Raw genomic sequence first — 16,366 nt, 5'->3', positions numbered from 1 at the left:
TCTTTCTTAGACTTTTTCTATTTTAACAGCACAAATCTTGAATTCAGGCTCTTTGGAAGCAGCATCCACGGCATCAATGGTTACAGCATTTACCAGGGGATCCGGTTCAAACCAAAGAGCAAAGAGCAGACCGGGTCGCGGTTCGCCAGGCTTCCCTACTCTGACCGGTATTTCGACCTTGCCCCTGCGGGAAACCAGCCGGACCGTATCCCCCTCTTTGATCCCCAATTCAGCAGCGTCCTGGGGATTTAATTCCACATACTGTTTGGGCACCGCCCGCATTAAGGTAGGGCATTTGCCTGTCATGGTCAGGGTATGCCAGTGTTCAAGAATCCGGCCGGTCGTTAAATAGTAGGGGTACTCCTCATCCACCACTTCTGCAGGACCCAGATACGGTCTGGCAAAGATAACCGCCTTGTGATCCTTTGCGGAATAGAAATCAATGCCTTCTTTGACATAGGGATCCTCGGGAGCCACATAACGGCGCACGGCCCCTTTATTGCCCTGGTGATCCTTAACCGGCCACTGAATGCCATGGGCCTCCCTAAGGGCCGGATAGGTGGCCAGTTCCATATGAGTCCCTGTTGTACATTTAAGGTATTCGTTCCAGACATCTTCGGGAGTTTTGAAGGGAAACAGCTCCCCATAGCCCAGGCGCTGGGCAAGGTCGAGAAGAATATCCAAATCCGGCTTAGCTTCACCGGGGGGGTTGATGGCTTTAGCCAAATGCTGGGTACGGCGATCCGTATTGCCGTACACCCCTTCTTTCTCACACCAGAAAGCTGCCGGAAGAACCACATCGGCATACTTGGTGGTAGCTGTGGGGTGGAACGCCTCCGCTACCACCAGGAAGACCTTTTCAAACCCCTCCTGATAAGCATTGACATTCGGCAGGGAGTGAGCCGGATTAGTGCACATAACATAGAGGCACTTAACCCGGCCGTCCCCGCAGGCCTTAAATAACTCCATGGTATGGAGACCGGCTTGAGGACTAATGCGATCAGCCGGCACGCCCCATAGCTCGGCCACTTCTTTCCTGTGCTTCTCGTTAGCAATGACACGATGTCCGGGGAGTAAATGAGATAATGCTCCCGTTTCCCGGACACTGCCGCAGGCACTGGGCTGACCGGTCAGGGAGAAAGGAGTTGAGCCAGGTTTGCAGATTTTCCCGGTAAGCAGATGCAGATTATGAATAAGATTATTAGCCCAGACACCGGCTACCCGCTGATTAATACCCATCGTCCACATGGACATGGTGTTCTTGCCTTTTTCACCGAAGAGGCGGGCAACCTCTTGGATTTGAGCAGCTGGAAGGCCCGTTACTTTTTCAGCCTTTTCCGGTGTAAATTCCTTAAGGAACTCCTTATAAGCTGCAAAGGTTATAGCTTCTTTGCCATTGGAAAAGCTCGTATGTTTAGCGATGAACTCCTCGTCCGCCATTCCTTCCTCGATGATCACATAAGCCATGGCGTGGAGAAGGGCCATATCGGTCCCCGGTACAAATTGCAGCGAAATATCGGCAATTTCATGAGAGCGATGACGTCTCGGATCGGCGATAATTATTTTGGTATCAGGATCTTTTTTCTTTTTATCCGTCAGTCTGCCAAACAGAACCGGATGTGCTTCCGCAATATTGGAGCCGATAATAAAGAACACATTGGCATGTTCAAAATCCTCGAGGCATCCCATGGGTTCATCGGCACCAAAGGTAGTGGTAAAACCGCCTACCGCGCTGGCCATGCAAAGCCGCGGATTCCCGTCAATATTATTGGTGCCGATGGCTCCCTTGAAGAGTTTATTGGCCACATAACCTTCTTCCGCCAACTGCTGTCCGGAACCATAGAAGGCTACGGAATCCGGACCATTGTTGGCAATGGATTCCTTAAACTTTGCAGTAACCAGTTCCATGGCTTCGTCCCAAGTACAGGGCTCCAATTTGCCATTTTTACGTATCAAAGGCTTGGTAACACGTTCGCTATGGGTAATGACCTGTGGCAAATAATAGCCTTTGGCGCAGAGCAGCCCTTTATTGCCTTCATTATCCGGATCCCCTTTTACGGCAGCTACTTTGCCATCCTTCACACCGATCAGCACACCGCAACCGGTTCCGCAATATCTGCATACGGATTTAACCCATTGATCCACATCTATCTGCTTAGGGGCGCTGGGGGCTGGTTCAGGCGGGTCAACCTGAATCGTCTTGGTTTGACTGGTACATCCTACTGTCATCATTGCTGCCGAAATTGCACAGGTTTTGAGAAAATTTCTTCTACTGAATTCCATGGTCTAACCTCCTTCAAAAATCAACTTATCTGATTAAACATGGCATTGCCGGCAGACGGTCAGCTCCGGATGAGGGGTCTTGGGAGCGCCTCCCACACCCTCGTTATGACAGGTGCCGCAATTCTCTCTGCCTTCAATGGCATGGGAAGCCGGCGGCGGAAAGCCTTCTACAGTTGCACTGCCCATTGCCGTCCCAGGCTCTTTCTCCCCAACCGGAGCAGGCGGATTGGCAGACTGGTCCACAGGCTGACTTTGGCAGCCGGTTAACACAAGGGCACTGAGCATTAACACCAGCAGCATTAACAACAGGACTTTTGCTGTTTTTTGGCAACGAACCATAATTCTCTCTCCTTATCATTCTTTCTTAGTTGGGCATGGTACCACAGTGATTGCAGGATTTTCCGCGATACATGCCTTGATACATCGGCCGCAGCCAATGCAGCATTCCGTCCGGATGATGGGATAGCGAAAGTCTCTTAATTCAATGGCCTTTATGCCCATCGGGCAGGCATAAAGGCAGGAACTGCAAAGTTGTTCATGATAAGCGAGGCAATGATCCTGATTGATTTTGGCCACACCTATAGCATAGGATTGGCTGGACTCCCGTTTCTCTAGAACTCCACTTGGACACACTTCAATACATCGCAGACAGAATGTGCAAGGCTGTTCATCAGGAACAAGGTAAGGAGTTCCAACTAAAACTCCTTCATCCGGTCCGGCTATGTGAATAGACCTATCTTCACAAGCTCCACTGCACTTCCCACAGCGTTGACAGCCGGCCAGAAAAGCGATTTCCTCTATCGCTCCAGGAGGTCTTATGAGGCTTTTCCCGGGGGCTGTGGCCTTGACCGCATTGATGGTCAGCCTGCAAAAGTCATTGACCACAGTGCCCAGGAAGTCTCTCCGACTGATGGGTTCATTTCCCTTAAGCAAAATTCACACCTCCTTCAGGGAAATCCGTGTCCATAGCTATATAAACCGGATAGACTCCAGTGACTCCTGGCAATGCACCAATCCCGCTTTCAATCATCTGCACCGCATCATGTACCAGCTCATTTTCCATGACCAGAATGATATCCCCATTCATGACTCCTTCCACAGAAACCCTTTCCAGATCTTTTAGCCGGCTTAAAAGCGGCTCCTCAAAACCGGGCAGGCATTTTACTATTAAACTTGAAATCACCATAAAGCATTCGGTGCCCCCTTCCCTCTTTTTCTTGCCTCTTTAATGGAGAATGCCCTAATTTTCGCAAAAAAAATACTTGCTTTTAATATAGCAAGTATTTCTTACGAGAACGTTAGTCAAATATTCAGAAATTCTTAACAAAATCTTCACATTTTCTTGTGATATTCTTAACAAAAACTTAAGCAAAAATCTACTGGGAAAACTTATACCCGATTCCCCATACGGTTTGGATATATTGGGGCTTGGCCGGATCCCGTTCGATTTTCTCTCTCAGCTTGCGAATGAATACGGTAATCGTGCTGGTATCATTGACATACTCGTCTCTCCACATATGGGCAAAGAGCTGTTCCCGGGTAAAGACCTGATCAGGATGCTCCGCCATAAACGTGAGCAACTCAAACTCTTTGGGAGTCAAATAAACAGGCTTGCCCCGCACAAAGACCTCATGACTCTCACAGTTGATTTCCAGCTCCCCTTTACTTATTTTGGTGGTCTTCCTTACTTTGGAAACGGACTGTTCTTTGTCAAATGAACGCCGCAGGAGAGCTTTAACACGCAACCCCAATTCAACGGGGCTGAAGGGCTTGACAAGATAGTCATCGGCGCCGAGATTAAATCCCACGCTTTTGTCGATAATCTCCCCCTTGGCCGAAAGCATAAGAATGGGGACCTTGCTTGTTTCTCTGATGGTTCGGCATACCTCATAGCCATCGATCAGGGGCAGCATCACATCAAGTATCACTAAATCCGGACTTTCTTTTTGAAAGGACTCCAGGGCCCCTTCGCCATTGTCCGCATAAAGCAGTTCATAAGCTTCCCTCTTGAGGACTTGCTCGACAACTCTATAGATGCTCTCTTCGTCATCGACCAACAAAACCTTATAGGTGCGCTTCATCCCTTTTCCTCCTTGCGCCTCGCTCTATATTTCTTTATTACCCCCTGGATCGACTTTGTCGGGATCCTTCGGTAAGAGTACCACAAAAGTACTGCCTTTGTTTAATTCGCTCTCGACCCATAGTTCTCCTTTGTGAAGGCTGACTAATTCTTTGGCCAAAGCTAGGCCCAGACCTGTACCTCCATATTTTCTGGAGTTGGAGCTGTCTATCTGGGTAAACCGTTCAAAAATCTCTTCCTGCTCTTCAGGAGGGATGCCAATTCCGGTATCAATAACGCGGATCATGAGCCAATTGTCCCTTGGCCCATTTTTCACCTCAATTTCCACCCGTCCCTCAGCAGGGGTGAATTTAATGGCGTTCCCGACTAAATTCTCGATGACCCGGCGCAGTTTCTCCGGATCCGCGCGCAGCAAAGAAACCTCAGGATCAAGGCTTATTTCCCAGGTTATGCCTTTCTTCTTGGCCAAAGGGGCGATAACGCTGTCAATGGCCCCCATAACATCGGCCATATCCACATATTCTAATTTCAACTCAAGGCGCCCGGCTTCGATCTTGGCCAGATCAAGGATGTTGTTGATCAGCTTCAACAGGTTTTGGCTGTTGGCTTTAATGTACTTGAGATTCTGCCGCTCTTGTTTTAATTCCTTGGGGAGATCCTGAAGAAGCAGATCGGTAAAAGCCATGACGGAGGTCAGGGGAGTCCTTAATTCATGGCTCATAATGGCCAGAAACTCCGACTTGTAGGTATTGATCTCATTCAGTTTAATATTGGCAGCTTCCAATTCATCCTGCTTGATTCTTAAGTCTTCATTGACCAATTTCAGCTGATGGGTTCGCTTTTCCACCTTGGCCTCTAAATTCTGATAGAGATCCTTCAACTGATCGGCCATTTCTTGGATATGCTGAGCCAGTTCTTTTATTTCACCCTGAGCCTTAATGCGATTGAGGTCAATATCAAAATCTCCTTGTCCCACTTGGGCCGTGGCGCCCTTCAGCTCCCCCAAAGAACGGGTGACCAGGCGGGTGACCAGCAAGTACATGGAGATCACAATCACACCGATCAGCAGCAGTGAAAAAGACAGATGGCGGTATACATTGAGCTTAATCCCGTGCAGGAAAATATCCATAGGCATAATCAGGCTGATGGCTCCGCCTAAATCCTCAACCTTATACCCTTCTTTGCAATGTCCGGTGATATCCAAATCACCAATCGGCTCGCCATGACAGGAGAGGCATTCTTCCTGCATATGCAAGGGGACCATATAGCGGAAAACCCGCTCTCCTGCCACTACATCTTCGCCCCAGATTTCGGCAAGATGGGGTTCATTGCTAAACCTCAGCAATCCCTGGGCTTCATAATCATCCGGAGCATTGCCGGCGGAGCGGTAGTCAAGCCGCGTCTGTTTAATGGAGTAATGGGTCAGCTGCCCAAAGATATCGCCGATTTGCATGCCAACCGCTGCCGGATTAAGATGCTTAAACTCAAAATTTCCCTTGGAGTCATAATTAATGCGGTTCTGATTCTTCGCGATGACTTCACGGGTGGCGATGAGCTGCTTTGTGATAACCTGGGCTTTCTCATGCATTTCTAAAGTAGCTTGAGCTCTTTGGTTGCGATAATCCCAGATGAAATTGATGAGCATAATGAATACCACCACAATGGTGGTGAACAGCATAAACCGATGCGTTAAACTATCCTTCATCATATCAGCTCACTTATCAGGTAATCATACACGCAGAGGCCAAAACTTAAACTCTGCTTATTGGAAATTGATATGGATAACGATGAGCACCGCCAGGAGAATGGTCATAAAAATATGGTTAAAATAGGAGGATTTGATCTCTTTGCTTCTGGCCATGATGTTTTTATCCAAGCCTGAGGTCACAACCAAGCTCATGGGGATCAAAGCCAGGACGCCGGTGATGTAGTAATTGGGGGAAATTTCATTTTGCGGCCAAAAAGCTAAAGACAAGAAGTACAAACTATGATAGATCACCAGGACAAAAACAATCCACCCCAAGCAGGTATGCAGAAATTCAATGGCTTTCTTGCCTTTCATACGCCAATCCGGATCTTCCACAAATTCCAGGAAGAGAACCTTAAACACCGCCAGGATCAAGATGCCCGCGATAAAGAAGCAGGCTATTCCTCCGGCTTGTTTAACAGTGCTTCGGGTCACCGCCGTGATGAGCAGAAATACGATGGACAGGCCTAAAGCAAAAAGCAGCTTTTGATAGGTTTTGGTAAAGCGGTTAAGGAACAGCACTCAATCACCTCATTCTTAAATCTTAAACTATTTTCAGGAATGTTTAAAGATGGTTAGTGGAAAAAATTGACCAAAGTGCCTTCATCCCATGATGGGTATGGCACCGGCGTAAAACAGGTAGCGTCCGATTATTTGGGCGCTGAAGAGCAGGATGAAGCTGAGATAAAAAACGGAGCGCAAGCTTTTGCCTGGGTTTTTAAAGTTTTGAAAGCTATACACCACAAAGTTGATTCCGCCCAGAAACAAAAGTGTACAGTAAAGCAGGGGCAGCAAAGAGTATGACTCGGAGTTGAAAAGGAAGAAAGCCAACTGAACCAGCAATACTCCCAGGGTAAGGATTGACAGCTTCCAAAGCAAACCTCTTACCTCCGGAACATTCGGAAAATCCCTGACGGTCTTCATAAATAAGGCACAGACAACGGCTCCCAGAATAAGCATGGTGGCGAAAAAACTAATGTAGGTATTGGCAGAGGCCCAAGCAGGAATAGGCGTCGTGTAATAGATACTGGACATACTGAATACGGCAATCAGCCCCAGGGCGGAAGTGAACCATCCTAAAGCCGTGCCCGGCGCCTCCCGCCGGTAGAAGACAATCGAGATCACCCAGAAGAATAAAAACAACCCGCTGAAGACAATCTCACGGCTCAGCCATGACGTAAGCAAATTAGCTACCGATGCATAAGCCTGTGTGGGTGAACCAAGGTGAAATATAGAGATCACTAAGGCGACACACATGAGAGGACCTACCACCAAAAGGGGGCGCCGGGTTAGTTTAGCTACAATCTCAGGTGCTGTTTTGCCGGTCAGAAAGGTTCTCAGCCCTACGGCAACGACCCAGATCCCTACCGCACATTGAGTCAGAATACTGAAAAGAATTAAAGACCATTCACCGCTATACATTTTAATCCACCTCATTCCAGTTTATAAGCCTTATTGCAGAGTATATATGTCAGTAGTTTAACATGATTGCCAATAGAGAAATATACAAAAAAACCAGGAAATATTTGTAGCCGATTGCTAAAGAAAGTGTTATAGAAAAAGAATCCTGCTTTCTAAGACTGAAGAAAGCAGGATTTAAATAAGGTATTGTACTAATTGGGATAATTAGGGGAGTCGATACTTAGGTCAGCCCAATCGTCGACGCCACCATCCCTGCGTAAAACACATAGCGGCCGATAAATTGTCCGCAGATCAGGGCGGCTAAGGAAGCGTAAAGCAGGCTGGAGGATTGGTTCTCAGGCTTGGCGGATTTTTGCAGAGTAGGCCAGAGCAGAATAACGGCTCCGCCCAGAACCAGAATCCATTTCACTGTAATGATCAAACTCATACCGCCGAGGATTGCCGCACTGGCTTGAGCAGCCGGTCCTCCCAGGCCTAAGTTGATGGCATAAGGTATGGCCACTGCGGCTTGAATAATCACCGCAGCTAAAACCAGATAACCGAAGATCTTTTTATCGGCATTTTGCAGTTCTTTCATGCTTACGGCGAGGAACAAAAGGGCCCCCACAGCAATGGCTGTGGCATAGAAGTCCACGAAAGTATTGATCCCCTGCCAGACCGGTACGGAAGCGGTGGTGTAGAGCTTGCTCATGGAAAATACGGCAATCAGACCGATACCGCTGCCCAGCCACCGCAGTCCGGCGCTTAAAGCGGAAGCATCCGCTTTAAACCATTGGACCAGGGCATAGAGGACGGCAACACCCATGAACATTCCGCTAAAGAGCACTTCCCGGCTCAGCCATGAGCTGCCCAGATTGAACAGGGAGTTCAAGGCGTGAAACGGTTGGCCCAGATGGGCCAAAGAAGCCAGAACACCAATGACACTTAATCCGGCGGCTGTTGCCGCTGCACCTTTGAAGACTTTTCCTTTATACAGCTGATGACTTAGAGTCATGAAAAGCATGATCCCGATTGCGGCCTGCATGCAAAAGGAAAAAATCAATAACGCTGTTTCTCCTCCCATGATCAGTCCTCCTTCACTATAAATTCTTTATTGAGAGCAACGGTTTTGGGTTTGATCAGAACGGAGGGGGTTGTTTTGGCAGAGCTGGGCAGCACCGGCAAGTCACTTACGGCATCCGCCCCATATTTTGCCCGCAGTTCGTCAAGCTCTCCCCATTTGATAGCTCTCATGGTGCAGGCATCGACGCAGGCAGGGTTCTCCCCTTTTTCCACTAAGTTTTGGCACATATCGCATTTGCTGACCTGGCCGGTTTCTTCGATAAATTGAGGAACCCCATAAGGGCAGCTCCAAGTGCAATAACGGCAGCCGATGCATTTGCTTTTATCGTGGGCGACAATCCCATTCTCCAGCTTATGCATAGCCTGAGTTGGGCAGCCTTCCACACATTTAGGTTCTTTGCAGTGGTTGCAGGTGATGGAAAGGTAGTAAATCCAAGGCGTGGGGAACTTCCCGCCTTCAAAGCCTTTAACTCTTCTGAACAAAGTTCCGGGCTTCAGGTCATTGCGATCGTTACAAGCAATTTGGCAGGTTTTGCATCCGCCACAAGCGGTCATATCAAAGTAGAATCCATATTGCGCCATTATTTATTCCCCCCTTGTGCAGCAACAATCCGTTTGGGCCATAAATAGTCGGTTTCCAGTTTGCTGTCATACTTCTCGACTTGAACATTACATGTGTTGTATGCCTGCACCCCTTGTCCGGTAGGAAGTCCTCCATTCAGTACATTGGTGGCGCCTGCCTTACAGATACCGGTTTCGTCGTCCACTTCCGCCCAAGCGCCCTGACCTAAAGTAAGGGTTCCCGGCATGATTCTCTCTGTGATATACACAGGCCGGATCACTTGGCCATGACGGCTGCTGATTTTCACGATATCATTTTTAGCGATTCCTCTGGCGGCAGCATCGGCAGGATGAATATAAAGTCTGTTTTGGAACGCCTCTCTGAGCCAGGAGATATTATCCAAGGTGGAATGGCTGCGGCGTGCATAGTGGATCGTGGTGAGCTGGAGCGGATAGCCGCTCTTCTCTTTCTTCTCAAAGTTGGCGAAGGTCTCTTCATAACCTTCAGTAACATATTGATACTTAGGGATGGGAGCTAAGGTGTTCCAGCCATAAGCATTGATCGTATCGGCCAAGCCTTGGCTGTGGATTTGGAATTTGCCGCTTTCGGTGCCCAGCGGGTTCTTTTCAGGGTCCTCAATGAAGTCTTTATAGTCAATATAGGTGTATTGGTCTCCAGGGGAACGGGGCACCTGATAGACTCCTTGTTCCTTAAATTCTTGATAGCTGATGCGGCCTTCCTGGGGAGTCCCTTTCACTCCCAGGGCGGCAATATCCTCAGCGGTAATGGTCACCAGCTTCTCATAGCCTGAGCCGTCTTCCTTCATCACGGTGCAGCCGGCCACCATATTGAAGAGCTTCTGCTCAGGGGAAAGGGGATCAAAATCAGCAGGATCCAAGCCCAGCCGCTTGCCGATCTCGGCATACATCCAATCATCATCTTTGGCCTCAAACATGGGTTGGGTGATTTGGCTGTAGAAAATGATCATTTCCGGGTTGCCCGTTAAGAAACCGCCCAGTCTTTCCCACTCGGTGGTAGCCGGAAGCACGATATCTGCATATTGGGCCGTGGCGGTAAGGAAATGGGCCGATGTTACCACAAATTCAACTTTGCGGAAGGCTTCGATTCCTTTCATGATATCGGTATTCTGGTTGAGCACATTGCCCGAGCCGATATTCCAAATCATGCGGATATCGCAGGGCTGTTTGCCTCTTACTCCTGCAGTGTACTCCCCATTGATCACCGCGTCCCAGGCTTCGTCGATAACGATGCCATGCCAGTCTGTTTTAAAAGGATCGGGGCCGGGGAAGGTAGGCTCTTTATAGACAGGATTAGCCGGAGATTTGCCGCCGGCACCTCCCGCTTTGACAAGAGCCGGTCCGCCATAGCTTTGGGTATTATGACGGTTATTGGAGCAGACGCTGGCCCCTGGTTTCCCTACATTTCCGGTCATCCAGCCCACGGTCAGGAAGGCCTGGCAGAATTGTTCCCCTACGGAGGTTCTGGCCGCTGCCGAGGAACTGGTGAAGGTCATGGGTTTCGTCACGGCAACCTCATGAGCGAAAGAGCGGATCAGATCCGGATCGGTTCCGCAATGCTCGGAAGCCCATTCCGGAGTTTTGGGTGTGCCGTCATAGGTTCCCAGAACATAATCCTTAAAGTTCTCTTTCGGATCAGCACCTTCCGGCATATGCTCGGCATCAAAGCCCACGCAGTATTTATCGAGGAATTCCTGATCATGGAGGTTATTGGTGATCATATAATGGGCCATTCCCAACAATAAGGCCGTATCGGTTCCAGGTCTTACCGGAATCCACTGATCGGCAAGGAGTTGGGCTGTGTCGTTATAGAGTGGATCGACGATAATGAATTTGGCCCCTGCTTCTTTGGCCTGTTTAAAGTTATAGGCAGGATTGCCGCCACTGCTCCATACGGGATTAGCTCCCCACAAGACAATGAGTTTGGAGTTTCTCAGATCCAAGCGGTCGTTGGAGCCTCTGGAACGGCCGCCGTTCATAAATTGCTGAGGTTTTGGCCATGCTCCATCTGAAGTACAACCCCAGTAGGTCATAGCTCCGCCGTAAGCATTAAGAGCCGGACCCGTGCTTTTAGCGAGAATGGCTTTATTGCCATAGGTTTCTTTGACACGTTTTAATTCGGCGGCGACATGATCCAGGGCTTCTTCCCAGGAAATTCTTACCCACTCATCTTTACCCCGGAGCTCTCTCTTGCCGCCGTCCCCTGGGTTCCAATTTTTGCGTTTCATGGGGTATCTTAAGCGATCGGCGCCAAAAATCTGCTGGCGCTGGGATCTCCCTCTGGCGCAGCCCCTTTGCTGTGGATAATCCGGGCTGTCCGGATGGGTGTCATCGGTTTTTTGACGGACAACGACGCCGTCCACCACCAAGGCCTTGTTCAGGCAGCGTCCGCCGCAGTTATGCCAGCAAGCCGCTGTAATCCATGTTCCTTCTTCATTGGCAGCCTGACCCGCATTGGTGGTGGTCAGAGTATTGCCACAGCCCACTAAAGATAAGCTGGCAGCAGCAGCGGTACTGGCTTTAATGAAGTTTCTGCGGCTGATTGTCATTTCATTGATCTTATCAAAGAACTTTGTCATGAGTATGAATAGCCTCCTTTTAAATTAGTCCAATGTTGGTAACGACCATGGCGGCGTAAAAAATATACCGGCCAATAAACTGACCACAGACCAAAGCTATACCGGCCAGATAAATCATCCCTGTGGCAGACTTCGCCTCCTGCTGAAGAGTGGGCCAAAGCAAAATTCCTGCTCCGCCAAGAACAAGGAGCCATTTTAAGCCAACCGCTGCACTCAAGCCATTGAGGATTTCGGCGCTGGCATGGGCGGCCGACCCGCCAAGACCCAGGTTAATCCCATAGGGTACCGCTACGGCAGCTTGAATGACGACGGCGGCCAGGACGATCAAACCAAGGATCTTTTTATCCTTACCCTGTAATTCTTTAAAACTTAAGGCCAGGAAAAGCAAGGCGCCGACGGCAAGGGTTGTTCCATAAAAATCAGCAAAGGTATTGGCCCCCTGCCAAACGGGAACCGAAGCAGTGGAATAAAGTTTCGCCATGGAGAATACGGCGATTAAGCCAATCCCGCTGCCAGCCCATCTGAGCGCTGCTTTAATCCCTTGATTCTCCACCTTGAGATATTGGACCAGAGCATAAAGCACGGCGATGCCCATAAATACACCGCTAAACAGGACTTCTCTGCTCAGCCAGGAACTTCCCACATTGAGAAGAGAATTCAGGGCAGCCAGTGGTTTCCCTAAGTGAGCCAGGGAAGCAATTACGCCGATGATGCTTAAACCGGCGGCCAGATAGGCCGCTTTCTTAAACTCTTGATCAGCGTGGAGGATCTTGCCAAGGGTCATAAATAGCATAATTCCGATAGAGGCCTGCATGAAAAAGGAAAATACCAGTAAAGCGCTTTCACCCATACTTAAACCTCCTTATACCTGAAGTCTTTTTGAGCAGCAATTCTTTTCGCCTTGATCACCAGGGACGGCTTCGTCCGGGACGCTTCAGGCAGAATTGCCAATTCACTGGTGGTGTCACCGTGTTTAGCCTTCAATTCATCCGTATCTCCCCACTCCAGGGCCCGCATCGGGCAGGCATCCACACAGACGGGGTTCTTGCCTTCATCGCGCAAGTCCTTGCAACCGTCACATTTTCCTACTTTCCCCAAATCTTTGATGAATTGAGGCACCCCATAGGGGCAAGCCCAGGTACAGTACCTGCAGCCAATACATTTGCCTCTGTCATGCTGAACAGTGCCGTCTTCAGCTACATGCATGGCCCCGGTAGGACATCCTTCCACACATTTAGGCTGAGCGCAATGGTTGCAGCTTCCTGAATAGTGGTAGGCCCCGGGAGCCGGATAAACCCCTACTTCGTAGGTTCTGGCTTGCCTAAAGATCGTGCCTACTTTCAAATCATTTTTATCTTTACAGGCAATCTGACAGGTTCTGCAGCCAATACAGGCCGTCATATCAAAATAGAATCCCAAATAACCCATTTACTGCACGCTCCCTTCTAAAAAATGATCCGTTGGGGTTTTTCTACATCCGGGATTAATGAAGCTCCAGCATATTTCTCAAGCTGAACGATACAGGTATTCCAGCCGGAAGCACCTTGTCCCGTAGATACCGGACCGCAGAGAATGTTGTCTGCTCCGCCTTTATCAATACCGGTTTTTTCGTCCATGTCCACCCAAGAACCATGAGGCAGGCCGATGACACCCGGCATAAAGCGCTCGGTAACCAAAGCAGTGCGCAGGACCTTGCCATGTTGGCTGGTTAACAAGACGGTATCTCCATCCATGATCCCTTTAGCTTTGGCATCCTGAGCATTGATGAAGACAGGATTAGGCCAGGTTTCTCTGAGCCATTGGACATTATCAAAGACGGAGTGGGAGCGGCGCAGATAGTGAGGATTAATCACTTGGAAAGGATAGTCTCCTTTGGCCTTGCTCTTCCAATCACTGAAAGTGGCTTGATAGCCTTCAACCGGTGGAATATAGGCGGGAATCGGCTCGATCTTGCTATATCCCATATTGTTGATTCTCTGGGCAAGAGCACGGGAATAAATCTCCATCTTGCCGCTTTCGGTGCCTACCGGATTGGCCGCCGGATCATCTCTGAATTTCTTATAAGCGATAAAGCCGTAATTATCTCCCGGTTTTCTTTCGACCTGATAGAGGCCTTGCTCTTTAAACTCTTTAAGGGTGATTTGACCTTCCTGGGGCTTCCCTTCCACTCCCCACTCAGCAATATCTGCTTCCGTGATGGTAACCAGAGGGGCTTTTGTCTTGCCATCCGGTAAAGTCACCTTGCTGCCGGCAATTTTATTAAAGAATTGTTGTTTTTCGTCAATAGGAAAGGCTTTGCTGACATCTACCCCAAGACGCTTTCCTAATTCTATGGCAATCCATTGATCGCTTTCACATTCATACATTTTTTCGGTAATTTGGGAATACATAATCAAGATTTCCCGGTTGCCGGTGACAAACCCGCCAAGTTTTTCCCATTCTGTAGTCAGGGGCAGCACGAAGTCTGAATACTTAGCGTTGGTGGTTAAGAATTGAGCGTGGCTTACCACCAGCTCCACCTTGCGATGGGCTTCGATCCCTTTGGTCATACCGTCGGCAGTTTGCAGACGGGCACTGGTATCGTGGTAAATAGCGCGGATGTCAATGTCGCGCATTTCTCCCTTTTTCCACTTCATTTGACCTGTAAAATTATACTTTCCGTCGACGATGGCCCGCCACATTTCCGTATGGTTGAGGCTGTCGTCCACAGGATTCTCCACGGAAGGCAGTCCATCTTTACCTGCGCTCACCAAGCCCGGTCCGCCATTGCTGGAGCCGGTGTGGCAGCTTACTCCGCACATATGCCCGGATTTTCCCATATGCCCGGTCATGGCTCCGATGGTCATCACCAGTTGGGGAAGGCTATCGGCATTCTGAGTTCTTGCTGACGCCCAGCCAAAGATAAAGTCGAACTGGACCCCGGCCGCCCGGAATACATCCTGACCGTCTGGGGTGTGGGCTACAAATTTGCGGGTTAAAGGCTAAAAGGGGTTAACGAAAACCGAGGCACCCATGGCCTCGGTCTTTTATTGCCCTCTAACAGAGAGGACCCCAATATATACACTCCTCAACTGAAAGAGCAGTTCAGAGATCTTCAAAATGAATAAGACGTGTACAAATCTTTTCAGCAAGAGCGCGGTTATGGGTGACGGTCAACAACCCCATATTGCGCTCTTTGATGATCTTCAGCAACACATCCCAAATCTGAGCCTGGGTGATCACATCCAGCATGGTGCTTATTTCATCGGCGAGGATAAAGCGGGTCGGGTGGCCCAGCACCCGGGCGATACAGAAGCGCTGCAATTCTCCTCCTGAAAGCTCGTTGGGATAGCGTTTCAGCCATTCCTTCTCAATCCCCAGTTCCTCAAGGGTTTGGTCATCAGGCTCCCACCCCTCCGCCAGGGAGGCTCCCAGCTTCCAGCGGGGATTGAGGGCTTTTTCAGGGTGCTGATAGATGAGTTGAACCGGACAATAGCCCTTTTCTGGTAAAGGCTTGCCGGCCAGCAATACCTCTCCCCGGATTGGTTTAAGATAACCGGAGAGGATTTTGGCCAGGGTGCTTTTGCCACACCCGGAAGGCCCAATCAGTCCCACCCTCTCCCCTTCTTCAAGCTGAAGATTGATATCCTGAAGAAGCCAAGGTTGGCCATAGCGGAAGCAAATATTTTTTCCCTCAAGAAGCATGGACACACCTCACTTCACAATCTCCCACTCTGCGCATCGGTACTTCCCCGGCACATTCCCGGCTGATCTGTGCACAGCGGGGAGCAAACCGGCAGCCTGTGAGGATGCTTCCTGCATAAGGCTGGGAACCGGCAATAGGATGAAAACCGTTTTGGGGAAGAGCCTGCCATAAAGCCCGGCTATAGGGATGACGCAAGGCCTCTTCACCCCCCAGGAAATTCTCAACCGGTGTGACCTCCACGGTGGTACCCGCATAGAAGACGGCAATCCGATCCGCGTATTTTAAAGCCAAGTCGATATCATGAGTAATGAGCATCACACCACAGCCCTGGTCGGCCAGTTCACGAAAAATCCGCATGGTCTCCTCGGCAATTTCCGGATTGAGTCCGGGAGTCGGCTCATCGGCTATGATCAGCTTGGCATCACCGAGCACTGCGGTGGCAACCAAGACCCGGCGGGCCATCCCGCCGGAAAGCTGAAAGGGGAATTTTTGACCGACCTCCTCTTGGAGGGCAAAGCGCTCAAAAGCTTTCCGCTGCTGCTCCTGGGTCCCTTGCTCACCGCGGACCTGCTTGGCAACCCGCATGAGAGGATCAAGGTAGGATACGGATTGGGGAACCAGGGCGATCTCATGACCACGCAACTTTTTCTGGCGTTGGGGGGTGAGGGGCTCTCCCTCATACTTCAAGGTACCCGCCATGGTGGCATTGGCAGGGAGAATTCCTAAGATAGCATGGGCCAGCAGACTCTTGCCTGAACCGCTGGAGCCGACGACCGCTAAAATCTCCCCTTTATGGATGGTGACATCCAGATGGGTTATGACCTCCAGCTCCCGCTGCCTGAGCCCTTTTTCATACATCCGGAATTTAACGGACAGATTATTCACTTCGAGAAGACTCATACCTATCC

15 protein-coding genes and 1 pseudogene are annotated in these 16,366 nt (G+C 49.6%); all 16 read right to left on the bottom strand.

Annotated elements, in window-relative coordinates; all coding sequences use genetic code 11:
• Window positions 1-6: 6 nt before the first annotated feature.
• Complete coding sequence (locus DHAF_RS06460) at window positions 7-2,283, bottom strand: nitrate reductase (RefSeq protein WP_005808118.1); 2,277 nt, start codon at window positions 2,281-2,283, stop codon at window positions 7-9.
• Between the two features lie 33 nt (window positions 2,284-2,316).
• A complete protein-coding gene (locus DHAF_RS06455; RefSeq protein WP_015943351.1) occupies window positions 2,317-2,622 on the bottom strand; it encodes a hypothetical protein in 306 nt (101 codons plus the stop codon).
• A 15-nt stretch (window positions 2,623-2,637) separates the two neighbouring features.
• Entirely contained in the window at window positions 2,638-3,216 is a 579-nt protein-coding gene (locus DHAF_RS06450; protein ID WP_015943350.1) for a 4Fe-4S dicluster domain-containing protein, read from the bottom strand.
• A complete protein-coding gene (locus tag DHAF_RS06445) occupies window positions 3,209-3,469 on the bottom strand; it encodes a chaperone NapD (protein ID WP_005808112.1) in 261 nt (86 codons plus the stop codon). Before DHAF_RS06445 ends, DHAF_RS06450 begins: the two co-directional genes overlap by 8 nt.
• Window positions 3,470-3,659: 190 nt before the next feature.
• Window positions 3,660-4,364 carry a response regulator transcription factor gene (locus tag DHAF_RS06440; RefSeq protein ID WP_015943349.1) on the bottom strand — a complete coding sequence of 235 codons (705 nt, stop codon included), beginning with the start codon at window positions 4,362-4,364 and terminating at the stop codon, window positions 3,660-3,662.
• A 24-nt stretch (window positions 4,365-4,388) separates the two neighbouring features.
• Window positions 4,389-6,071, bottom strand: a complete 1,683-nt coding sequence (locus DHAF_RS06435; RefSeq protein WP_015943348.1) for an ATP-binding protein — start codon at window positions 6,069-6,071, stop codon at window positions 4,389-4,391.
• 54 nt (window positions 6,072-6,125) lie between these two features.
• The gene (locus DHAF_RS06430; RefSeq protein WP_015943347.1) at window positions 6,126-6,632 is read right to left on the bottom strand and encodes an iron reductase; all 507 of its coding nucleotides are present in this window, start codon (window positions 6,630-6,632) and stop codon (window positions 6,126-6,128) included.
• Between the two features lie 81 nt (window positions 6,633-6,713).
• Window positions 6,714-7,532 (bottom strand): dimethyl sulfoxide reductase anchor subunit family protein, encoded by an 819-nt coding sequence (locus tag DHAF_RS06425; RefSeq protein ID WP_015943346.1) that lies wholly within the window; start codon window positions 7,530-7,532, stop codon window positions 6,714-6,716.
• Window positions 7,533-7,752: 220 nt separating this feature from the next.
• Entirely contained in the window at window positions 7,753-8,595 is an 843-nt protein-coding gene (locus DHAF_RS06420; RefSeq protein WP_015943345.1) for a dimethyl sulfoxide reductase anchor subunit family protein, read from the bottom strand.
• A gap of 2 nt (window positions 8,596-8,597) precedes the next feature.
• On the bottom strand, window positions 8,598-9,176 hold the full coding sequence (locus DHAF_RS06415) for a DMSO/selenate family reductase complex B subunit (RefSeq protein ID WP_005808099.1): 579 nt from the start codon (window positions 9,174-9,176) through the stop codon (window positions 8,598-8,600).
• Window positions 9,176-11,773, bottom strand: a complete 2,598-nt coding sequence (locus DHAF_RS06410) for a molybdopterin-dependent oxidoreductase (RefSeq protein WP_005808097.1) — start codon at window positions 11,771-11,773, stop codon at window positions 9,176-9,178. Before DHAF_RS06410 ends, DHAF_RS06415 begins: the two co-directional genes overlap by 1 nt.
• Before the next feature lie 19 nt (window positions 11,774-11,792).
• Entirely contained in the window at window positions 11,793-12,623 is an 831-nt protein-coding gene (locus DHAF_RS06405) for a dimethyl sulfoxide reductase anchor subunit family protein (RefSeq protein ID WP_011461565.1), read from the bottom strand.
• Window positions 12,624-12,625: 2 nt separating this feature from the next.
• Window positions 12,626-13,201: a 4Fe-4S dicluster domain-containing protein gene (locus DHAF_RS06400; protein ID WP_015943344.1), complete on the bottom strand. Its 576-nt coding sequence runs from the start codon at window positions 13,199-13,201 to the stop codon at window positions 12,626-12,628.
• A gap of 17 nt (window positions 13,202-13,218) precedes the next feature.
• Window positions 13,219-14,676, bottom strand: a pseudogene (locus DHAF_RS06395) (molybdopterin dinucleotide binding domain-containing protein); the annotation flags it as partial.
• Window positions 14,677-14,857: 181 nt separating this feature from the next.
• A complete protein-coding gene (locus DHAF_RS06390; RefSeq protein ID WP_015943343.1) occupies window positions 14,858-15,457 on the bottom strand; it encodes an ABC transporter ATP-binding protein in 600 nt (199 codons plus the stop codon).
• Window positions 15,447-16,358 carry an oligopeptide/dipeptide ABC transporter ATP-binding protein gene (locus DHAF_RS06385; protein ID WP_015943342.1) on the bottom strand — a complete coding sequence of 304 codons (912 nt, stop codon included), beginning with the start codon at window positions 16,356-16,358 and terminating at the stop codon, window positions 15,447-15,449. Before DHAF_RS06385 ends, DHAF_RS06390 begins: the two co-directional genes overlap by 11 nt.
• Window positions 16,359-16,366: the final 8 nt, after the last annotated feature.

Source organism: Desulfitobacterium hafniense DCB-2 (assembly GCF_000021925.1).
Lineage (GTDB): Bacteria > Bacillota > Desulfitobacteriia > Desulfitobacteriales > Desulfitobacteriaceae > Desulfitobacterium > Desulfitobacterium hafniense.
This window is presented reverse-complemented; position numbering and strand designations above follow the sequence as displayed.